The organism is Mesorhizobium sp. KR9-304 (genome assembly GCF_040049215.1).
Taxonomy (GTDB): Bacteria; Pseudomonadota; Alphaproteobacteria; order Rhizobiales; family Rhizobiaceae; genus Mesorhizobium_K.
This window is the reverse complement of the sequence record NZ_JBDZDN010000002.1, coordinates 300,551-321,793: the sequence shown is the minus strand read 5'-3', so window position 1 is coordinate 321,793 and position 21,243 is coordinate 300,551. Positions and strand designations below refer to the sequence as shown.

The 21,243-nt window shown below is 64.4% G+C and carries 20 protein-coding genes; 14 read left to right on the top strand and 6 right to left on the bottom strand.

The features are described 5' to 3' along the window. Positions 1-21 precede the first annotated feature (21 nt). The gene (locus tag ABLE71_RS13805; protein WP_348784014.1) at positions 22-1,092 is read right to left on the bottom strand and encodes a GGDEF domain-containing protein; all 1,071 of its coding nucleotides are present in this window, start codon (positions 1,090-1,092) and stop codon (positions 22-24) included. Positions 1,093-1,430: 338 nt separating this feature from the next. Between ABLE71_RS13805 and ABLE71_RS13800 the strand changes: the two genes are divergently transcribed. Beyond that, on the top strand, positions 1,431-1,850 hold the full coding sequence (locus ABLE71_RS13800; RefSeq protein ID WP_348784013.1) for a GFA family protein: 420 nt from the start codon (positions 1,431-1,433) through the stop codon (positions 1,848-1,850). A 105-nt stretch (positions 1,851-1,955) separates the two neighbouring features. After that, the gene (locus tag ABLE71_RS13795; RefSeq protein WP_348784012.1) at positions 1,956-2,315 is read left to right on the top strand and encodes a diacylglycerol kinase; all 360 of its coding nucleotides are present in this window, start codon (positions 1,956-1,958) and stop codon (positions 2,313-2,315) included. Between the two features lie 8 nt (positions 2,316-2,323). Here ABLE71_RS13795 and ABLE71_RS13790 read toward each other — a convergent pair whose 3' ends face one another. Continuing rightward, positions 2,324-2,881: a DUF1003 domain-containing protein gene (locus ABLE71_RS13790; RefSeq protein WP_348784011.1), complete on the bottom strand. Its 558-nt coding sequence runs from the start codon at positions 2,879-2,881 to the stop codon at positions 2,324-2,326. Between the two features lie 92 nt (positions 2,882-2,973). Between ABLE71_RS13790 and ABLE71_RS13785 the strand changes: the two genes are divergently transcribed. The 5 genes from ABLE71_RS13785 to gltX all read left to right on the top strand — a co-directional run bounded on the left by ABLE71_RS13785 (position 2,974) and on the right by gltX (position 8,595). Beyond that, positions 2,974-3,687 carry a DNA-3-methyladenine glycosylase I gene (locus ABLE71_RS13785; protein WP_348784010.1) on the top strand — a complete coding sequence of 238 codons (714 nt, stop codon included), beginning with the start codon at positions 2,974-2,976 and terminating at the stop codon, positions 3,685-3,687. Positions 3,688-3,761: 74 nt separating this feature from the next. After that, positions 3,762-5,444 (top strand): NAD+ synthase, encoded by a 1,683-nt coding sequence (locus tag ABLE71_RS13780; RefSeq protein WP_348784009.1) that lies wholly within the window; start codon positions 3,762-3,764, stop codon positions 5,442-5,444. Between the two features lie 25 nt (positions 5,445-5,469). Beyond that, positions 5,470-5,874 (top strand): GNAT family N-acetyltransferase, encoded by a 405-nt coding sequence (locus tag ABLE71_RS13775; protein WP_348784008.1) that lies wholly within the window; start codon positions 5,470-5,472, stop codon positions 5,872-5,874. Then, complete coding sequence (locus ABLE71_RS13770; protein ID WP_348784007.1) at positions 5,871-7,085, top strand: MFS transporter; 1,215 nt, start codon at positions 5,871-5,873, stop codon at positions 7,083-7,085. Before ABLE71_RS13775 ends, ABLE71_RS13770 begins: the two co-directional genes overlap by 4 nt. Before the next feature lie 136 nt (positions 7,086-7,221). Continuing rightward, the gene (gene gltX, locus ABLE71_RS13765; RefSeq protein WP_348784006.1) at positions 7,222-8,595 is read left to right on the top strand and encodes a glutamate--tRNA ligase; all 1,374 of its coding nucleotides are present in this window, start codon (positions 7,222-7,224) and stop codon (positions 8,593-8,595) included. On the opposite strand, the gene ABLE71_RS13760 is transcribed toward gltX, so the two are convergent. From ABLE71_RS13760 to ABLE71_RS13750, 3 genes are all read right to left on the bottom strand, one after another. Then, positions 8,513-9,730, bottom strand: coding sequence for a DUF2865 domain-containing protein (locus tag ABLE71_RS13760; protein ID WP_348784005.1), 1,218 nt, complete (start codon positions 9,728-9,730; stop codon positions 8,513-8,515). The two genes, gltX and ABLE71_RS13760, sit on opposite strands and share 83 nt — an antisense overlap. Before the next feature lie 92 nt (positions 9,731-9,822). Beyond that, positions 9,823-12,144, bottom strand: a complete 2,322-nt coding sequence (locus ABLE71_RS13755; RefSeq protein ID WP_348784004.1) for an NADP-dependent malic enzyme — start codon at positions 12,142-12,144, stop codon at positions 9,823-9,825. Positions 12,145-12,331: 187 nt separating this feature from the next. Next, a complete protein-coding gene (locus ABLE71_RS13750; RefSeq protein ID WP_348784003.1) occupies positions 12,332-13,111 on the bottom strand; it encodes an SDR family oxidoreductase in 780 nt (259 codons plus the stop codon). A gap of 408 nt (positions 13,112-13,519) precedes the next feature. On the opposite strand from ABLE71_RS13750, the gene ABLE71_RS13745 reads away from it, so the two are divergent. The 3 genes from ABLE71_RS13745 to ABLE71_RS13735 all read left to right on the top strand — a co-directional run bounded on the left by ABLE71_RS13745 (position 13,520) and on the right by ABLE71_RS13735 (position 16,092). Beyond that, a complete protein-coding gene (locus ABLE71_RS13745) occupies positions 13,520-13,684 on the top strand; it encodes a hypothetical protein (protein ID WP_348784002.1) in 165 nt (54 codons plus the stop codon). Positions 13,685-13,777: 93 nt separating this feature from the next. Next, the gene (locus tag ABLE71_RS13740; protein ID WP_348784001.1) at positions 13,778-14,614 is read left to right on the top strand and encodes a UDP-2,3-diacylglucosamine diphosphatase; all 837 of its coding nucleotides are present in this window, start codon (positions 13,778-13,780) and stop codon (positions 14,612-14,614) included. A gap of 245 nt (positions 14,615-14,859) precedes the next feature. Beyond that, positions 14,860-16,092: an MFS transporter gene (locus ABLE71_RS13735; RefSeq protein ID WP_348784000.1), complete on the top strand. Its 1,233-nt coding sequence runs from the start codon at positions 14,860-14,862 to the stop codon at positions 16,090-16,092. Here ABLE71_RS13735 and dgcA read toward each other — a convergent pair. Beyond that, a complete protein-coding gene (dgcA, locus tag ABLE71_RS13730; protein ID WP_348783999.1) occupies positions 16,040-17,023 on the bottom strand; it encodes an N-acetyl-D-Glu racemase DgcA in 984 nt (327 codons plus the stop codon). The genes ABLE71_RS13735 and dgcA overlap by 53 nt on opposite strands. Positions 17,024-17,101: 78 nt before the next feature. Here dgcA and ABLE71_RS13725 point away from each other — a divergent pair, with 78 nt between their 5' ends. From ABLE71_RS13725 to ABLE71_RS13710, 4 genes are all read left to right on the top strand, one after another. After that, complete coding sequence (locus ABLE71_RS13725; RefSeq protein WP_348783998.1) at positions 17,102-18,289, top strand: ABC transporter permease; 1,188 nt, start codon at positions 17,102-17,104, stop codon at positions 18,287-18,289. Between the two features lie 11 nt (positions 18,290-18,300). Then, positions 18,301-19,122, top strand: coding sequence for an ABC transporter ATP-binding protein (locus ABLE71_RS13720; protein ID WP_348783997.1), 822 nt, complete (start codon positions 18,301-18,303; stop codon positions 19,120-19,122). A gap of 19 nt (positions 19,123-19,141) precedes the next feature. Continuing rightward, positions 19,142-20,515: an MlaD family protein gene (locus ABLE71_RS13715; RefSeq protein WP_348783996.1), complete on the top strand. Its 1,374-nt coding sequence runs from the start codon at positions 19,142-19,144 to the stop codon at positions 20,513-20,515. Between the two features lie 106 nt (positions 20,516-20,621). Then, complete coding sequence (locus ABLE71_RS13710; protein WP_348783995.1) at positions 20,622-21,188, top strand: ABC-type transport auxiliary lipoprotein family protein; 567 nt, start codon at positions 20,622-20,624, stop codon at positions 21,186-21,188. The last annotated feature ends 55 nt before the right edge of the window (positions 21,189-21,243 follow it).

Here is a 21,243-nt window from a genome sequence, read left to right as displayed (position 1 = left end):
AAGAGTGGGTGGGGCCAGCCATCAGTCCTTTTTGTAGAGCATCCAGTTCTTACCGGCGCGCTCCGGCAGCGTCGAGAACCGGGTGACTCGGTTGCGGCCGGTCACCTTGGACCGGTAGAGTGCCTGGTCGCATTTCGAATAGAGATCTTCGGGGCCTTCAGCCTCAGAGGCCATGCACACACCCATCGAGATGGTCACCGAGCCGTAATGGGTGTTGGTCTGCGTATTGACGAAGGGCGTCTGCTCAATCAGCAGGCGTATGCGATCGGCGATCCCGAAGGTTGCCTCCTCGCTGGCTCCCTCGACGATCAACGCGAATTCCTCGCCGCCGGTGCGGGCGACGAACATGTCCGCGCGAATCGAGGAGCGGAATATGTCGGCGATGCTTTGCAGCACCTTGTCGCCGACCGGATGGCCGAAGCGGTCGTTGATGTCCTTGAATCGATCGACGTCGGCGAGGATCAGCGCCTTGAACAGGATGCCCCGGTTGCTGTTGTAGATGCCGGCGATCTCGCGGTCGAAGGCGCGCCGGTTCCAGATCTGTGTCAGCGGATCGGTGTTGGCTAGGCGCTTGTACTCCTCGAGCTTCGACTTGACGCTCTCCAACTCGGACGACTTGTCGCTCAGCGCGCTCACGACCTGCTTGCCGTGATCGATGGTGGAAGTCGTAGCGATCGACATCACCTCAACGATCTTCTGCAGCAGATCCTTGCTGACGAGGCTGCGGCTGTTCAGCCCCTCGGCGGTCTGGTCGAGCATGCGCCCGTATTTCTCGACATGGTTGCGCTCGTTGCGCAGGATCGCGGCGATTTCCTCCAGCTCCTTTGCGATCGTTTCGCGGGCATGCTCGACGATACCGGTGGCATGGTTGTCGGCGAAATATTTGCGGCCGATCCGGTCGAGTTCGTCCTGCGTCGGACGCTTGCTCAGCGAAACGACCTCGAGGCTGAGTTCGTGATTGGAGCCGGACAACGCCTCGTAGAAGATCTCGTAGTTGCGGGGCAGCGCCACGACCCCCAACTGCCGCATCGTGAGGACCACCGAACTCGCAAGGTCCGTAGCCCCGTCCACCGTCGCGCTTGCAGGCTGCATACTCGTTCCACCTTGCATGACTGTCGCGCGCCGATAGCGGGCGGAAATCGGTTGTCGGCTTTGGTTGCCGGCGGGACGCCAAGCGGAAGGACGGACAGGTCGCGAAGAGTTGCGCGCCCCCGTGCACTCCCCGCTTCCCGCAACCATAAGGAAAAGCAGGCTAAATTTTCCTTAATTGAGAGCGGTTGCCGCGACGGTTTCCGCGACGGTATCCTGCGTCGCAACTGCGCAGCGAAGGTTCTTGAGGTTACCATTCCGATCTTGAGGCATGTCGCAAAATCATCGGCAACAGTGCCGAACTTCTGCAATGTATGCACCGAGTTCAACGGGAGTAGCTCATGACGGCTTTGAGGAGGGGATCATGTCTTTGCGGAGCGGTGCGCTTCGCCGCTTCGGGGCCGCTCAGGGGCGTGGTTTATTGCCACTGTTCGCAATGCCGCAAGCAGAGCGGCCATTACTACGCGGCCACGAATGTCGCCGTCGTTGATCTGAACGTAGAGGGCGGTGAAAAAATCACCTGGTACGAGGCCTCGGATTTCGCGAAGCGGGGATTCTGCTCGATCTGCGGCTCGGCGCTGTTCTGGAAACACAACGAGGCCGACGAAATCTCCGTCATGGCCGGCGCATTCGAGCAGCCGAGCGGCCTCAAGGCCGAAGCGCATATCTTCGTCGTGGACAAGGGCGACTACTATGAAATCACAGACGGCCTGCCGCAGTTCGAGCGGTCGACGCCCGACATCAAGGTCGCCGGCGACTGAACTCCACGGCGACCCTGCAAACCATGGCAAGCGGCGGTAAAATCAGTTCCCTTTTCGGCCTATCATGCTGTAAAGCGTCGCCTTCCGCCGATTTGAGGGGACTTCATGGAACGCCTGATCAAGGCTTGGCAGAATTCGGTTCGCGCCTTCCGCAAGCTTTCGGTGTCGGAAAGAGCCTTCCAGCAGGAGTTGGGACTGCTAGCCGTCGCCATTCCGGCAGCCTGGTTCCTGTCCACCTCGTGGCGCGGCTACTGGCTGCTTGTCGGCGCGGTGTTGCTGCTCATCATGGTCGAGGTGCTGAACACCGGCATCGAGGCTGCCTGCGACGCCGTCTCGCGGGAGTTCGATATCGACATCCAGCTCGCCAAGGATTGCGGCTCGCTCGCCGTGCTGATCTCGGTGGTCCTTGCGATGATCGTGTGGGGCCTGGCGATCGTCGAGGCTGTTTCCGGGGGAACGCTTTAGCGGCGCGCTTATCCGCGACCGCCTTTCACTAGTGCTTCGATCCGCTCCAACTGGGCCGAGAGCTGCGCGACATCGTCGCGCATGCTGACGATCTCGCTGTGCCGCATCTCATCCAGCTTTTCGTGAAGCGCCATGATCTCGATCTCGGCCTTCAGGTTGACCTCGTAGTCGTGCGCGGCGTCGAGCCGGTCGCGCTGGCTCTGCCTGTTCTGCGACATCATGATGACCGGCGCCTGCAGCGCTGCAACCATCGACAGGATGAGGTTGAGGAAAATGAACGGGTACGGGTCGAAACCTTGATGTCCGAGCAGCCAGACGTTGCCCAGCGTCCACAGAATCAGGAAGACGATGAAGGATATGATGAAGGTCCAGGAGCCGCCGACCCGGGCGATCGCATCGGCGAAGCGGTCGCCAAAGGTTGCCTCGCGGGCAGCCGCCGCGTTGACGTCCTGCGAAATCGGCTTGCGCTCGATGGCGCTCTCGAGGACGCGGCTTTCCCCTTCGCTCAGGGTTTCCGGCCGGCGTTCCAGCCAGCGGCCAGCAAGATCGGCAACGGTTTTCGCCATAGATCCCTCCATGCACGACTCGGCTTGGCAGGCCCTGCCTCCTTATAGGAGTATGGCCGTCGGTCAGAAAGCCGAAGTATAGGGTTCGGAACATGCCAAGCTTCAAGAAAATCCGGGAACGTGCCGCCAGGCGCAAGGGCGGGGAAGCGGCGTTGCAGTCGCTGCTCGGGCCGAAGCCGGACAATACCGCGGTGGCAAACGTTCCTGATAGCCGCATCCTGTCGACCATGGCCGAGCGCATCTTCTCGGCCGGCTTCGTCTGGAGCGTCATCGAAGCCAAATGGCCGGGTTTCGAGGAAGCGTTCCTCGGCTTCGAACCCAAGACGCTGCTCTTCCAGCCGGAGGATTTCTGGCACGACCTCACCTCCGACCAGCGCATCGTGCGCAACGGCCAGAAGATCATGTCGGTGCGCGACAACGCAGCCTTCGTCGACCGTATCTCCAAAGAGCACGGCAGCTTCGGAAAATTCCTGGCTGCATGGCCGGCGGACGACCAGGTCGGGCTGACGGACTATCTCGGCAAGCATGGCAGCCGGCTCGGCGGCGCGACCGGACGATATTTCCTGCGCTGGCTGGGCTGGGACACCTACATCGTCTCGCCAGACATGGCCGCCGCCTTGCGTGACGCCGGGCTCGACATCGCCGAGACGCCCAGTTCGAAGAAGGATATGCAGAAGGTACAGGACCAGATCAACGCATGGGCCAAGGAGACCGGCCTGCCGCGCGCCCACATCTCGCGCATCCTCGCCATGTCGATCGGCGAGAACAACCCACCGGAGACCCTGCAGGCGTATATGGGCGAATAGCAGCGGGAGTGGCCCAAGGAAAGCGCCAGCCATCGGCATTGCGGGCAGCAAGGCGCCGCGCTACATCGCTCGCCATGGCCAAGAAAACTGCCCCAGACGTGCTGCGCATCGCGCTTGCGCAACTGAACCCCACGGTCGGCGACATATCCGGCAATCTCGCCAAGGCGCGCGAGGCGAGGGCGGATGCCGCGCGCCAGGGTGCGGACCTTATCCTGTTCACCGAGCTCTTCATCGCTGGCTACCCGCCTGAAGACCTCGTGCTGAAGCCAGCCTTCCTCGCCGCCTGTGAAAGGGCGGCGAGCGATTTCGCCAAGGACACGGCGGACGGCGGACCGGGTGTGATCATCGGCACGCCGCTGAAGCGCAAGAGCGGCGTGCACAATTCGGTAATCGTGGCGGACGGCGGCAAAATCCTCGGCGAACGCTTCAAGGTTGACTTGCCGAACTACGGCGAGTTCGACGAAAAGCGCGTCTTTCAGGCTGGTCCGGACCTGCCGGGGCCGGTCAACTTCCGGGGCGTCAGGCTCGGCATCCCGATCTGCGAGGACATCTGGGGCGATCTCGGCGTCTGCGAGACGCTGGCGGAAAGCGGCGCGGAAATCCTGCTGGTGCCGAACGGCTCGCCCTATTATCGCGGCAAGGTCGACGTGCGCCACCAGGTGGCAATCCGGCAGGTGATCGAATCGGGTCTTCCCCTGCTTTGGGCCAATCAGCTCGGGGGCCAGGACGAGCTGATTTTCGACGGCGCCTCTTTCGCCATCCAGGCCGACAAGTCGCTCGCCTTCCAGATGAGCCAGTTCGAGGAGGCGCTGGTCGTCACCGAGTGGAAGCGCAACTCCGACGGCTGGGTCTGCGTCGAGGGGCCGATGTCGCGGATCCCGGAGAAGGAGGAGGCCGACTACCGTGCCTGCATGCTCGGCCTGCGCGACTACGTGAACAAGAACGGCTTCAAGAACGTCGTGCTCGGCCTCTCCGGCGGCATCGACTCGGCGATCTGCGCGGCGCTCGCGGTCGATGCGCTCGGCGAGGAGCGGCTCCGGGCCGTTATGATGCCCTACCGCTACACCTCGAAGGATTCGCTGAAAGACGCCGAGGACTGCGCCCGTGCGCTCGGCTGCCGCTACGACATCGTGCCGATCTTCGAGCCGGTCGACGGCTTCAGCCATGCGTTGACGCAGCTCTTCGAGGGCACCAAGGAGGGAATCACCGAGGAGAACCTGCAGAGCCGCGCGCGCGGCACGATCCTGATGGCGATCTCCAACAAGTTCGGCTCGATGGTGGTGACGACCGGCAACAAGAGCGAGATGTCGGTCGGCTACGCAACGCTTTATGGCGACATGAATGGCGGCTTCAATCCGATCAAGGACCTCTACAAGATGCAGGTTTACGCGCTGGCTGCCTGGCGCAACACAACGGTGCCGCCCGGTGCGCTCGGTCCGTCGGGCGAGGTGATCCCTGAGAATATCATCGACAAGGCGCCATCGGCGGAGCTCAGGCCCAACCAGACCGACCAGGACTCGCTGCCGCCCTATCCGGTGCTGGACGACATCCTCGAATGCCTGGTCGAGAACGAGATGGGCGTCGACGAGATCGTGGCGAGGGGCCACGACCGCGACACGGTCCACCGGATCGAACACCTGCTCTACGTCGCCGAATACAAGCGCCGGCAGGCCGCCCCCGGCGTGAAGATCACCAGGAAGAATTTCGGCCGCGACCGGCGCTATCCGATCACCAACCGGTTCCGGGACCGGGGATAGGGTTTCGGACGAGGCCGGCCAGTCCATGGAAATCTCTCACGATCTCGCGCGGCTCGACTTCCAGGCGACCTCCGATCTGCTGAAAGGCAGCTACTGGGGCGCACAGCGCACGGATGAAACAAATCGGCGCGCCTTCGCAAACTCGATTTGCGTGATCGCGCTGATCGCCGGGCGCCAGGTCGGCTTCGCGCGCGCTTCGGGCGACCGCGCCGTTTTTGCTCGTATCTCGGACGTGGTCGTCTGGCCGGAGCATCGCGGCAAGGGCATCGGCAAGGCGCTCGTCCAGGCGCTGCTCGACCACCCGGAACTGAGCTCGGTCTCGACGTGGATGCTGAATACGTCCGACGCGCACGGCCTCTATGCGCGCTTCGGCTTCAAGCCGGCGACCGACGGCAACGAGATGCGGCTCGACCGGCCGGCGGCCGGGTGATCGGCTTCCTCGCCTTCCTGCGAGACAATGCGCGCCGGTTGGCCGGCGGGCTGCTGTTCACCTTCTTCTCTTCCTTCGGACAGACGTTCTTCATTTCGCTCTCGGCCGGGCACATCCGCGAGGAGTACGGGCTGACGCATGGCGGCTTCGGCACGATCTATATGATCGCGACGCTGGGCAGCGCCTTCACGCTGCCCTATCTGGGGCCGATCGTCGACCGCTACAGCGTGCGCGCGGTAACGCAGTTCATCGTGCCGATGCTGGCGGCTGCCTGCATCGTCATGGCGCTCTCGCACCATGTCGCCCTGCTGCTGCTCGCCATCTATCTGCTCAGGCTGTTCGGGCAGGGCATGATGGTCCACAACGCCTACACCGCCACGGCGCGCTGGTTCTCCGCGCAGCGCGGTCGTGCGCTGTCGGTCATCATCCTTGGCCACAATGCCGGCGACGCGGTGTTTCCGATCCTCTTCGTTTCCCTCGCCGGGCTGGTGGGCTGGCGCGGCGGGTGGCTGCTGGCGGCAGCATCACTCGTCCTCGTCGCATTGCCCCTCATAGCATCGCTGGTCGCGGTGGGCCGCAAGCCGCGCTCGACCGATCCGGCGCCACACATCGTCGACGCGCGCGACTGGACGCGCGGCGAGGTGCTGCGCGACCCGCTGTTCTACCGGCTTATGCTCGGCGTCATGGCGCCGGGTTTCATCGTGACCACGGTCTTCTTCAACCAGGTGTATCTCGTCGAGTTGCGGGGCTGGTCGCTCGGCGTGTTCGCATCGTCCTTCGCCCTTCTGGCGCTGGTCAACAGCGTTTTCACGCTTGTTGCCGGCCAACTCATCGACCGGTTTTCCGGCTTGGCGCTGTTGCCCTTCGTGCTCGTCCCGCTAGGCGTCGCCTGCCTGATCCTGGGGCTGGTCGAGGCGCAATGGACGCCATTCCTGTTCATGGCTTTCCTCGGCTTCTCGAACGGGCTGTCGACGACGCTGTTCGGGGCAGTCTGGCCGGAGGTCTATGGGCTGAAGCATCTCGGCGCGATCAGGGCGCTCGTCTTTTCGGCGATCGTCTTCGCTTCGGCGGCGGGACCCGGCGTTACCGGCTACCTGATCGACCAGGGGGTCAGCTACCCCGGCCAGTTGCTGGCGATGGGCGTGTATTGCTTCCTGGCGTCGGTCCTGCTCTTCGACATGTCGCGGCGCGCTCGGGCACGAACGGCATAACATAGTTGCCGCGATCACCGGACGCGGGGTCAACCGCCGATCCCTTCCCAAGCCGGAGGGTATGCTCTATGCCTCGCCGCCGGTGCGGTGGCGATTTGAGTTGTAAGTTCTCGATCCTTCGGATACGGCCCCGCAAATGCCTGTCACTGTTCGTTTCGCACCGTCGCCCACCGGCAACATCCACATCGGCAATGCGCGCACGGCGCTGTTCAACTGGCTGTTTGCCATGAAGAACGGCGGCAACTTCGTGCAGCGCTTCGACGACACCGATGTCGCGCGGTCAAAGCAGGAATATGCCGATGCGATCCTCTACGACCTGCACTGGCTTGGCATCTTCCAGGACGCGACAGAGTACCAGTCGCGGCGTTTCGACATTTATGGGGAGGCCGTTGAGAAGCTTAAGAGGGCAGGGCAGCTCTACGCTTGCTACGAGACGCCGGAAGAACTCGATCTCAGGCGCAAGATCCGCCGCACGCGCGGCCTGCCGCCCGTCTATGGCCGCGAAGCACTGCAGTTTAGCCATGCACAGATCGCGGAGTACGAAGCCGACGGACGCAAACCGCACTGGCGATTCCTGCTGCCCAATTTCCGCAACGACCCTTTCGACACGGAAAGAACGGAGGTCGGCTGGACGGATCTTGTGCGCGGCGAAGAAACCGTCGATCTCGCCTCTCTCTCCGATCCGATCCTGATCAGGGAGGATGGGACGTTCCTCTACACGCTGCCCTCGGTCGCCGACGACATCGACATGAACATCACGCATGTCATCCGCGGCGATGACCACGTCACAAATACTGCCGTACAGATCGCGCTGTTCAGGGCGCTCGGCGCCGAGCCGCCCGCCTTCGGCCATCACAACCTGCTGACGGCCTCCACGGGCGAAGCCTTGTCCAAGCGCACCGGCGCCTTGTCGATCGCAAGCCTGCGCGAATCCGGGCTGGAGCCGATGACCGTGGCGTCGCTTGCTGTATTGACCGGCACGTCGGAAAACGTCGTGGCGGCGTCCTCCATGACAGAGCTTGCCAAGCGCTTCGATCTCGCAACGGCTTCGAAGTCGGCGGCGAAGTTCGACCCGGAAGACCTGAACGCGTTGAACCGCGACCTGCTGCGCCAGATGCCGTTTTCAGAGGCGCGCGACCGGCTGTCCGCGTGGGGCATATTGGGCGACCAGGCCGAGCCGTTCTGGCTTGCCGTGCGTGGCAATCTCGACAGGCTTGCGGACGCCACAGTCTGGTGGCGCATCGTGAAGCAGGGTCCGGAGGCGGCGCCTGAACTCTCGGAGGACGACACGGAATATGTCCGTAAGGCGTTTGACATGCTGCCTCCGGAGCCCTGGGACGGCGGCACCTTCAAGGTCTGGATCGACGAGGTGAAGGAACAGACCGGGCGCAAGGGCAAGATGCTGTTCGCGCCGATCAGGCTTGTCCTTACCGGACAGGATTCGGGTCCGGAGCTTGCTGATCTGTTGCCGTTGCTGGGTCGGGAAGGAATACGGGCCCGACGACCCTGATCCGCTTGTCGTCGCCGGTCGCCTTCGACTTGTTGACCCTGGGTGTCACGGCCATGCGCCGCAGCGCCTCCGCGTCGAGCCCGCCGTCGAGATTTGCCAGCGTTTCCGGATCCGCCGCAGCGTCGGGTCGTCCGCTCGGGTAGGGAGTCATGGGCTGAGTTTGAACTGGTTTTTCCGCAGGCGGATTGCCGGCGACGACACTGAAATTCCTGGCCTCGTCGTTTCGGGGCGCATTGCAGGCGCACCCCGCTGGGCTCGGCGTTCCGCTCTGCTTGTAGAGCCAGGCAGCGGGCAGGTCGGAATACGGCGCGCCCGACAGGCCCGAGACCATGTCCTGCGATTCCTGGCTCGGGCGGTGATAATAAATCTGCACTTCCGTGCCCGGGCAGCTTGACTGGCAGTTCTGCTGGTCCCGCTCGAAATCCCAAGGCGACGAGGCGTTGGATATCGGGAAATAGTAGCCATCGCAGGTGCGCACACAGAGCGTCCGGTAGTTGCCCGGCGGGGCCGAATAGCGGATGCGGCCGCCGTCGTTCACCCAGCCGCCTTCGATCGATTCGGGAACACGCCGGACGTTTTGTTCATCGTAACGGCGAAAGCTGGGGTCGCCGAGTTCGTCGATCGATCCGCGTTGCCTTATGCCGCCGCCGAAGATCTGGTCGAACAGATTGCTGCTGCCCTCCACGCCGCGCGGTGGGCGCCGCTCCGCCACTGCCTGGTCGCGGCAGCCATTGGCATTGAGCGCGGCCACGATGCTGGAGCGCGAGCGGCCGGCACCGGCACTTGCGGTTTTCGATCGCCTGCGCTCGAGCGCTTGGAGGTTGCGCTCCATCCTGTCGATCTTGACGTTGATTGCGCTGCACGAACTGGAGGCCCTGCCGAAAAGCTTGAAGCCGCATCCCGCGCTGCGCGCTTGGCGTCTGGCAAGCTGGATCTGCTCCTGCTGCCTGGCGATCGCGGCTTCCTGCTTGCGCGAGGGAGCCGCCGGACGGCTGCCGGCGGTGGCGAGTTCGGCTTCGAGCTGCCGGCAGACGCGCGAGGCGGCGAGCGAGGTGTCGGGCAGCAGCGATGCGAGCGCGACCGCAATGGCGATCAACGCGGCATGCCTGCCAAGCCGTCGCGGCCCTGCCGTCATTCGGCGCGATCCCTTCAGATGCGGGCGAGACTCTACCTGCCGCAAGGTTAATCCTTCGTTCGGACTTTGTCGTCGGGCCGGATCAATACCGCTCAGGGCAGCGCCAGTTCCTGCGTCCGGTGCGCGCCTTCCGCGACGGCCAGCGCCGTCATGTTGACCACGCCGCGCGAGGTTACCGATGGTGTCAGGATGTGGGCGGGCTTATCCGTGCCGAGCAGGATCGGACCGACATGCAAAGCGTCCATCATCTGCTTCACGGTGGTGAGCGTGATGTTGGCGGCATCGAGGTTCGGGAAAACCAGCAGGTTCGCCTCGCCCTTGAGCTTCGAATGCGGGAAGACGCGCTGGCGCAGCGCCTCGGAAATCGCAGTATCCGCGTGCATTTCGCCGTCGAATTCGAGGTCGGGTGCGATATTGCGCAGGATGGCGGCGGCCTCGCGCATCTTGATTGCGCTCGGCGCATCGCGTGAGCCGAAATCCGAGAAGGAAAGCAGCGCCGCCTTGGGTTCGATGCCGAAGCGTCGAATCTCTTCGGCGGCCAGCACCGTCATCTCGGCAATCTCCTCGGCCGTCGGATCGATGGTGACGTAGGTGTCGGTCAGAAAGATGACGCCGCGCTGCGTGATAAGCATCGATAGCGTTGACAGGTCGCGATCGCGAACGCCCTCGCGTCGGCCGATGATGAGAGTGACGTTGCGCAGATGGCGCTCGAAGCGCCCCTCCAGTCCGCAGATCATCGCGTCGGCATCGCCTCGTTTGACGGCAAGCGCCGCGATTACCGTCGGGTTGGCGCGCACCATCAGGCGGGCGGCCTCCTGCGTCACGCCGCGTCGGCCAGTGAGCTCGATCAGCAGGTCGACATAGCTGCGGTAGCGCGGATCGTCCTCCGGATTGATGAGCTCGAAATCGGTTCCTGGCCTTATCCTGAGGCCGTAACGATTCAGTCGGACGTCGACGACATTCGGGCGGCCGATCAGGATCGGCTCGGCAATGCCTTCCTCCAGCACGACCTGTGCCGCGCGCAGCACGCGCTCGTCCTCGCCGTCGGCGTAGATCACCCGCTTCGCCAGGGCGGCCTTGGCGATCGAGAAGACCGGCTTCATGACGAGGCCGGAGCGGAAGACGAAGCGGCTGAGCTTGTCGATATAGGCGTCGAAGTCCTCGATCGGCCGCGAGGCGACGCCGCTCGTGCAAGCGGCTCGGGCGACGGCAGGCGCGATCCTGAGGATGAGACGCGGATCGAAGGGCGATGGAATGAGGAAATCCGGGCCGAAGGTCGGCGTCTCCTCGGCATAGGCGCGAGCGGCGACGTCGGACGGCTCCTCTCGGGCAAGCGCGGCGATGGCGCGAACCGCCGCCATCTTCATTTCCTCGTTGATGGCGCGCGCGCCGCAATCGAGCGCCCCACGGAAGATGTAGGGGAAGCAGAGGACATTGTTGACCTGGTTGGGAAAATCCGAACGGCCGGTGCAGATCATCGCGTCGGGGCGCGCCTGGCGGGCAAGTTCGGGCATGATCTCGGGCGTGGGGTTCGCCAGCGCCAGGATCAGAGGCTTCGGCGCCATGTCCTTCAACAGGTCGGCGCTCAAGACCCCGGCCGCCGACAGGCCAAGGAATACATCGGCGCCAGGGATGACATCGGCCAGGGTGCGGTGAGGCGTGTCCTTTACGTAGGGGTCCTTCCAGCGGTCCATTTCGTCGACGCGGCCCTTGTAGGCGACGCCGAAGCGGTCCGTGACCCAGATGTTGTCGACCTTGGCGCCGAGCGACACGAGCAGATTGAGGCAGGCGAGCGCCGCGGCGCCGGCGCCCGAGGTGACGATCTTGATGTCGGGCAGGGCTTTTCCTGCAAACTCCAGCCCGTTCAGGACGGCCGCGGCGACGATGATGGCGGTGCCGTGCTGATCGTCATGGAAGACGGGGATGCCCATCTTCTCCTTCAGGCGCTCTTCCACCTCGAAACATTCGGGCGCCTTGATGTCTTCCAGATTGATGCCGCCGAAGGTCGGCTCCAGCGCGGAGATGGTGCTGACCATGCGCTCGATGTCGGGCGCATCTATCTCGATGTCGAACACGTCGATGCCGGCGAACTTCTTGAACAGGACAGCCTTGCCCTCCATCACCGGTTTGGAAGCAAGCGGGCCGATGTTGCCGAGGCCGAGTACGGCGGTGCCGTTGGAGACGACGCCGACGAGGTTGGCGCGGCCGGTGTAGTCGGCTGCGAGTTCGGGATCGTCGCGGATGGCCAGGCAGGGAGCCGCGACGCCCGGCGAATAGGCGAGCGCGAGGTCGCGCTGGTTGCCGAGCGGCTTGGTTGCCTGGATCTCCAGCTTTCCGGGGATCGGGTATTTGTGAAAGAAGAGCGCCGCCTGGTCGAGGTCGAAACGCGCGTTTTTCTGCTTGTCCGTCTCCATCCCGTCCGATCCCAGTCCGATCCCTTTGGCCAAAGCGTGGCGCGTCAGGCGTTCTATCATGCGTGGCCGGATTTGCGAGGCTCGCGGCCGCAAAAAGCGGTGATTGGCGGAGGCCGATAAAACATGACGATTCCAGTTGGTTGGCGCGACCGGCTGCGAAATCGAGTCAAGTGGCTGACGTGGCGATTCAAAAGGCGCTGACGTAAAGGCCGCCGTCGACACGGATGTTCTGGCTGGTGAGGTAGCCCGCATGAACCGAGCACAGGAAGGCGCAGACCTGCCCGAACTCCTCGGGCGTGCCGAGCCGCTTGGCCGGGATTGTGGAGGCCTGCTCGGCCTTCCTCTTCGCTGCGGCGGCGGCGTCCTCCACCGAGCCTGGCTCGTGGGGACCGCGCAATCGGTCGGTGTCGAGCTTGCCGGGCAGGATCTGGTTGATGGTCACGTTCTTGTCGATGACCGTGCGAGCGACCCCGGCCAGGAACGAGGTCAGGCCGGCGCGAGCGCCCGAGGAAAGGTCGAGGCCGGGAATGGGCATATAGACGGACAGCGAGGTGATGTTGACGATGCGGCCGAATTTGCGCTCGGCCATGCCTGATATCACGGCCTGAATGAGTTCGAGCGGCGCGACCATGTTGTTGGTGACACCCTTAAGGATCGCTTCGCGGTCCAGCTCGCTGAACGGCCGGTAGGGCGGGCCGCCATTGTTGTTGACGAGAATGTCAACCTGCGGCGCTGCCGCGAGCAGCTTCTTCTGGATGGCGGGATCGGCCACGTCGCCCGGCACTTCGACAACGCTGACGCCGAACCGATCGCGAATCCCGGCCGCGGTGCGGGCGAGCACTTCAGCGTCACGGCCGTTGACGACGAGGTCGCAGCCGGCCTCGGCGAGCGCCACGGCGCAGCCTTTGCCCAGGCCGCGGCTCGATGCGCAGACGATGGCCTTCTTGCCGCGAATGCCCAGATCCATGACCGTTCTCCTGTTTTCCTGAGTGGGGAGGCTAGCGTGGGGATGGCTGGGACCGCAACCCGAGGCCGGTTGGGCCAGCGCAAAGCGCGTTTCACCGTTGCCACGCCTGCTTTCGCATCTGGCCTTTGTTTGATGGGTGGGAAGCGGGGCACGGGACCGAGCCTCTCAATTGTTAGTACGTGGCACGGTCTCCCGCGCCCCGCCGGCGTGCTTGCCCTACCTGGAGGGGACGCAGCGAATTTTATCACCGCGCGACCTCGGTCAGGGCCCGGACCTCAGGGCTCATCACCCAGCCGCGCCACCGTAGCGCGACCGATCCGGCGCCGTCCCCTCCACGCTCATCCGGTTCATGACCCGTGTTCCCGCGAGGGCGATGGCGCAAGTATCGCTCAAGCGGAATCGGCGTGAATGAACAGGCCCGATTATTTTTCGCAGTCAAAGGAAATCAACGGGTTGGCCGAGATGTATATCCACGCGCTGTGGGATATTCCCGGCTGCACCCCTGCGATTTGCCGCAATCGTAGCCATTCGACATCGAATACGGCGCCGCCGAGCGGGCAGGGCCAGGGATAGAGCGCGCAGTTCGGGTGAAGCGGGACCCGTGTCACACGCCTGTTGCATGAATCGGGGCATAGGCTCGTGCAAACGCAACGGTTCTGGAAGACGATGCCGGGCGCAGCAACAAAACAGTTCCGCACCTTGTTCATCTCCGACGTCCACCTCGGCTCACGGGCGGCGAAGGCCGATTTCCTGATCGACTTCCTCAGGCATCACGAGGCGGAGACGATCTATCTCGTCGGCGACATCGTCGACGGCTGGCGGCTCAGGCGCTCCTGGCATTGGCCGCAGAGTCACAACGACGTGGTGCAGAAACTGCTGCGCCAGGCCCGCAAAGGCACCAACATCACCTATATCGCCGGCAACCACGACGAATTCCTGCGCATGTTTCAGGGCGTGCATTTCGGCGGCATCGTCGTAGCCGACCGCGCGGTCCACGTCGCGGCGGACGGCAAGCGCTTCCTGATCATCCACGGCGACCAGTTCGACACGGTGGTGATGAACGTCCGCTGGCTCGCCTATCTCGGCGACAGGGCATACGACTTCGCCATGCTCACCAACCGCCTGATCGCGCGGCTGCGCAGGCTGTTCGGCCTGCCTTACTGGTCGTTTTCGTCGTGGGCAAAGACAACAGTGAAACAGGCCGTGAACTTCATCGGCGCGTTCCAGGACATCCTGACCGACGAGGCGCGCCGGGCCGAAGTGGACGGCGTGATCTGCGGCCATATCCATCACGCGGCCATCGAAACCTTCGGCGATGTACGCTACATCAACACCGGCGACTGGGTCGAAAGCTGCACGGCGGTTGTCGAGCATTTCGACGGCAGGATGGAAATCGTGCATTGGCCTCATGTGCATGCCGAAACCCCATCACTTCCGGAGAGTTTCGTGCCTGTCCTCATCGACGGGCGGCTGATCGACGGACGCGCGGTCGAGGCCGCGTGAAAGCAGCGCGAGATGTCCAGATGCATGCCCGCGGCAACGCACCGCTCGAATCCGGATTCGGTAACGCCTAGACGCCAGAGCCAGCCGGAACGGCATGCCTCGAAGCTCGGCATCCTCGGCGCTGCATGCGTTCCGCCGGCCGCATCGATTGGGCCAGCAGGTTTCGCAGCCCCCGCTTGCGTGATATTGGCTCGCGATACTCGGCGACCCGACCCGAGCAGCGCAAGCCGGACCTTTCCCCCTTCATGTCACTGCCGCCTCTCCAGCCCGACCAGCTCGTCAAGCCCAGCCACTTCGACCTTCGCCTGTCCCTGATTTTTGCCGCCATCTTCATGCCGCTCGGCATCCATTTGCCCTATTTCCCGCTCTGGCTGGAAGGCAAGGGGTTCAATGCCGAGCAGATCGGCATCATACTGGCCGCGCCGATGTTCCTGCGCGTGGTCACAGCGCCGGTCATCACGGCCCTGGCCGACCGGGCAAAGGATCGGGCGAACGTGCTGATTGCCGTCGCGGCCGTGGCGGTCGTCGCCTCGCTCGGCTATTTCCTACCGCCGACCTATGCCGGCGTGCTCGCCGTATCGCTTCTGCTCACCGTGTTCTGGACGCCCCAGTCGCTGGTGGCGGATTCGCTTGCGCTTTCCGGAGTCAGGCGGTTCGGCTCCAGCTATCCCAGGATGCGCATCTGGGGCTCGCTCATGTTCCTGGCAGGCAGCCTCGTGGGGGGCATGGTGCTTGCCGCGACCAGCGCCGATGCTGTCCCCGCCATGATTTCGGGCGGGCTTTTCCTGGCGCTCGCCGCTGCCCTCTTGACGCCGCGGCTCGGCAGACCGCGCCGCGCGTCTCCGCTTTCGGCCATGGAGCTGCAGAAGGCGCCGAAGCTGTTCAGCGCCTATTTTCTCCTGTTCGTGGTCGGCGTCGGAATCATCAACGCCAGCCACGGCTTCATGTTCGGCTTCGTGTCGATCTACTGGAAGGGGATCGGCATCAGCGACACGGAGATAGGCCTGCTGTGGGCCTGGGCGGTGACGGCGGAGGTCCTGATATTCCTCGTCTTCAACAGGCTGTTCGGGTCGATCTCCGCGAGCGCCGTGCTGTCAATCGCCGGGGGAGCCGCGATCCTTCGATGGATCGCCTATCCCCTGATCGAGCCGCTCGGCCTCGGCGTGCCTGGCTTCTTCGCGGTGCAGAGCCTGCACGCGCTGTCCACCGGCCTGCTGCTCATCGGATTGCAGAAGATGATCGGCGAGACGATGCCGGAAGAGCGCACGGGCGCCGCGCAAGGCGTGGCCTTCTTCTCGACGGGTTTCTCGATGGCGGCGGTGACGCTGCTGTCGGGGCCGCTCTACGAACGGCTGGGCACGACCGGCTTTTACGTGATGGCGGTGGTTGCGCTGATCGGGCTGGGTTTCATCGCGGCGGCGGCCTTCAGCCCCAGAGCTCCGGCTCGGGCGGCCAGACCAGTGAGCCGCGGTAGGTAAGTCCCGGCGTGCGGTCGCGCGCCAGGAGCAGGGGACCGTCGAGGTCGACGAAGTCGGCGCCCTGGGCAAGCAGCACCGCCGGCGCCATGGCCAGCGACGTGCCCACCATGCAGCCGACCATAATGCTGAAGCCGAGTTCGCGGGCGCGCTCATGCAGGAGGAGCGCGGCGGTCAACCCTCCCGTCTTGTCGAGCTTGATGTTGATGGCGTCATAAAGCCCGACCAGCGCCTCGAGCCCGTCGACGTCGTGGACGCTTTCGTCGGCGCAGACCGGTACGGGGTGCGCAATGCTTGCGAGGATCGCATCCTTGCCGGCGGGCAGAGGCTGTTCGACCAGCGCGACGCCAAGCTGCGCCGCGACGGCGAGGTTTTCGCGGATGTTGTCGTCGGTCCAGCCCTCATTGGCGTCGAGGATCAGCCGGCTTGCCGGCGCTGCTTCTCGCACGGCGCGAATGCGGGCGATGTCGCCCTCACCGCCGATCTTCACCTTCAGCAGCGGCCGCGCAGCGTTTTCGCACGCCTGGGCCGCCATGGCGTCAGGCGACGCCAGGGAGAGCGTGAACGCCGTTTCGAGGGGTGTCGGCGTGCCGGCGCCGAGCCGTTCGGCGACGCGGACGCCGCTGACCTTGGCCTCCAGGTCCCAAAGGGCGCAGTCGACGGCGTTGCGCGCCGCGCCGGGTTTCATCACCTCAAGCAGCGCGTCGCGGCCGATTCCGGCGGAAACCGCAGCCGACGCCGCCTCGATCTGGCGGCGCACGCTCTCCATGGTCTCTCCGTAGCGTTTGTAGGGAACGCATTCGCCGCGCCCGGAGTTCTCGCCCTGCGCAATGGTGCAGGTGATGATCTCGGCCTCCGTCTTCGACCCCCGGGAGATGGTGAAGGTTCCCGCGATAGGAAAACGTTCCTCGGCAACCGAAAGGACACGGTTCATGTATATCTGCTCCGGAGACGCCCGATGGCGTGGCTGTCAAAGTGACAGCGGTGGCGCGACCGGTTAAGACGATTCATCATGCAGATCAACGCCCAACGGGAAGCAGGCAAGGGCGGCGGCCAGCCACCGAACCTGGATCCGCGCGTGGAAACGCGCGAGGAGGGCAGCGTGCTGACCTGCCGGCTTGCCGGCAACTGGACGACACGCCGGGTGGCAGCCGTCGACAAGGCGATGCGGGCCATACCGGCGCGCAACGGCTTCCAGTCGCTGGTCGTCGACATTTCGGGTGTGGGCAGAATGGACACGGCGGGCGCCTGGCTGATCGAGCGCCTCGTCTCGACGGCGCGCGCCAAGGGCATCGAGACGCGCGTCGAAGGCGACACCGAAGTCTCGCGGATTCTTCTCGACGCCGTGGGAGACGCCGCGCGGCGGAGGGACGGCGGCGGGCCCGGGAAGCGGCCGGGTTTCATCATCCTCATTCTGATGGCGCTCGGCGAACGCGTCTACGAGATGCGCAACGATTTCCTGGCAGCGATGAACATACTCGGCGCCACCATACGGGGCGGCCAGATGAAGCTCGGGCGCGGCCACGGCATCAACATGGCGGCGATCTTCAGCCAGATCGACCGGATGGGCGTCGGAGCCATTCCCGTCGTGGTGCTGATGTCGGCAATCGTCGGCGCGATCATCGCGCAGCAGGGTGCATACCAGCTCTCCTATTTCGGCGCGGACATCTTCGTCGTCGACCTCGTCGGCATCCTGGTGCTGCGCGAACTCGGCGTGCTGATGACGGCGATCATGATCGCCGGCCGCTCCGGCAGCGCCATCACGGCCGAGATCGGCTCGATGAAGATGCGCGAGGAAGTCGACGCGCTCACCGTGATCGGGCTCAACCCGGTTGGGGTGCTGGTGTTTCCGCGGCTCGTCGCGCTGGTGGTCGCGCTGCCCTGCCTGTCCATATTGGCCAACTTCGCCGCGCTCGGCGGCGGTATTCTCGTTTCATGGTTGTACTCGGACATAGCGCCGATCCAATTCATCGACCGGTTGCGGATAGCGATCGACACTTCCACGATCTTCGCCGGGCTGATCAAGGCTCCGTTCATGGCGCTCATCATCGGCATCATCGGCGCGGTGGAAGGTCTGAAAGTCGGCGGCAGCGCCGAATCGCTCGGCAAGCACGTTACGGCCTCGGTGGTGAAGTCGATCTTCGTGGTGATCATCCTCGACGGGGCCTTCGCCGTATTTTACGCGGCAATCGACTTCTAGGCTGTGGCATGATGACAGAAGCGGCAACCATCGAAATGCGCAAAGACCAGCCGGCAGGCGCGGGCGGCGGTATCGTGCTTTCGGTGCGGGACGTCACGGTGGCCTTCGGCGACAATGTCGTGCTCGACCACCTGTCGCTCGAAGTCAGGCAGGGCGAGATCCTCGGCTTCGTCGGCGCCTCCGGCGCGGGCAAGTCGGTCCTGCTGCGCACCGTGCTCGGACTTACCAAGAAGCGGTCGGGCACGATCATGCTGTTTGGCGTCGACCTCGACAAGGCGAGCGAGGCCGAACGGCTCACGCTCGACATGCGCGTCGGCGTGCTGTTCCAGCACGGAGCGCTGTTCTCGGCGCTGACGGTCCTGGAGAACATCCAGGTGCCGATGCGCGAATATCTCGATCTGCCGCAGGCGCTGATGAACGAACTGGCGCAGTTGAAGGTCGAACTCGTCGGGCTACCGCCCGACGCCGCGCTAAAATATCCAAGCGAGCTTTCCGGCGGAATGATCAAGCGCGCCGCCCTGGCGCGGGCGCTGGCGCTCGATCCCGAGATCGTGTTCCTTGACGAGCCGACGTCCGGTCTCGATCCGATCAGTGCTTCGGAGTTCGACGAACTCGTGGTCAAGCTGCGAGACACGATGGGTCTCACCGTCTACATGGTCACGCACGACCTCGACAGCCTGTTTTCGACCTGCGACCGCGTTGCCGTGCTCGGCAACAAGAAGGTGCTGGTCGAGGGCACCATCGAGGACATGCTCGCCAGCGAGGAGCCTTGGGTGAAATCCTATTTCAGGGGCAAGCGGGCGCGCCAGCTCGATCTTGCCGCGCGCGCGTAGGGCGGAGCTATAAGGCGGAATGGAAACCAGAGCCAACTACGTCATCGTCGGCATCTTCACGCTGGTCGCGATCGTGGCGGCGTTCGCGTTCGTCTATTGGGCGGCGGCAATCGGCGACCGTGGCGAAACCGCCGCCTTGCGCATCCGCATTCCGGGCTCCGCGTCCGGGCTCGGCCGCGGCAGCGCCGTGCTTTTCAACGGCGTCAGGGTCGGCGACGTCAAGCGCGTCTACATCGACGTGCTCAACCCGACGGTGGCGATCGCCGACGCCGAAATCGACCGTCTGACGCCGATCACCAAGTCGACGCAGGCCGATATCGGCATTGCCGGCCTGACTGGGCAGTCGAACATCGAAATGAAGGGCGCCGACCTCAACGAACCGAACCTGCTCGACGAGGCCGAGCGGGACGGGCTCGTGGCGGAGATCACCGCCAACCCATCGGCGGTGACCAACCTGCTGCAGACGGCGCAGAACATCTTCACCCGGGCCGACAAGGTGCTGTCGCAACTCGAGGGGTTCACCCAGGACGTGCGCGGGCCGCTGACGCAGACGGCCGAGAACGCGAAGAAGTTCTCCGATGCGCTGGCCGCGAACGCCGACGGCATCGACAAGTTCCTGTCGAGCGTGTCGGCGCTTTCGGAGGAACTCGCCGGCGTCTCCGGCAAACTCGACGGCACGCTGAAGGCGGCGGAGGAACTGCTCAACTCGGTCGACCGCCAGAAGATCGAGAACATCGTCGGCAATGTCGAGACGTTCACCAACAGCCTGAAGGAGCAGAGCACGCGCTTCGACGAGATCGTTGGCGGCGTCGACAAGGCGGTCTCGTCGATCAACGATTTCGCGCAGAAGGCGGAACAGACGCTGTCGAAGGTCGACGGCGTGCTGGAAGGCGTCGATACGGAAACCGTGCGCGTCGCGCTATCGAACATATCGAAGGCAAGCGCCAGCGCCGACAAGGCAGCGGCCGACATAGCGGCGTTTACGGGCAAGCTCAGCCCGCGCGCCGAGGACATAGACAAGGTCATCAGCGACGCCAAGGAGATTTCCGGCAGGCTGAACGCCGCCTCGACGCGTGTCGACGGCATATTGGTCAAGGTCGACAAGCTGCTCGGTTCCGGCGAGGCGGAAGGCGTGATGGCCGACGCCAGCGAGACGCTGAAATCGTTCAAGCAGGTCGCCGATACGCTGAACTCGCGGCTGGGAACGATCATGGATGGGCTGGGCCGATTCTCCGGGCAAGGGCTGCGCGATGTCGAGGCGCTGGTGCGCGACAGCCGCCGGTCGATCAACCGGATCGAGCAGGCCGTCAGCGACCTGGAGCGCAATCCCCAGCGCATCATCACGGGTGGAGACGGGACGGTGCGCCAGTATGACGGCCGCATCCGGCGTTGACATTGGCGGCCGGGGTCCGCAAGAAATCGGGAGAGAGATCGCCGGCTTCGAGGCGGCGTCTTTGCGGGGACGAATTTTGAGATCAGTCGCGCTGATATCGGGGGCCGTGACCCTTTCGATCCTGCTCTCGGGCTGTGCGCTGCTGGGCGCCGGATCGAAGCCGCTCGACACCTACGAACTGACTGCGCCCGCCGCGGGCGACGGCAGGGGGCGCAGCTACCGGCAAATCCTGATCGCGGAGCCTTCGGCGCTCAAGGCGCTCGATGGCCAGAACATCGTGATCTCGACGGCGCCGGGCAATATCCAGTACCTCAAGGGCGCGCAATGGGCCGACCGGCTGCCCAAGGTCGTCCAGGCACGGCTCGCCGAGACGTTCCAACGCTCAGGCGAATTCAAGGGTGTCGGCAAGCCCGGCGAGGGGCTCGCCATCGACTATCAGGTCATTGTGGAGATCCGCGCCTTCGAAGTGCGCGTGGATGGCGGCGCGCGCGCCGATGTCGAGCTGTTCGTGCGGCTGCTCAATGACCGCAACGGCACGGTGCGCGCTGAAAAGGTCTTCACCGCCACGGCGCCGGTCACCGGAGAGGGCAACGACGCCTATGTCGGCGCGCTCGACGCCGCCTTCGGGCAGGCGGCGGTCGAGATAGTCGACTGGACGGGGAAGATTATCTGAAGCCGGGCGAGCTCCGCGCCTCGTTCCGGCAATACCCAAAGAAAAAGGGCGGGAT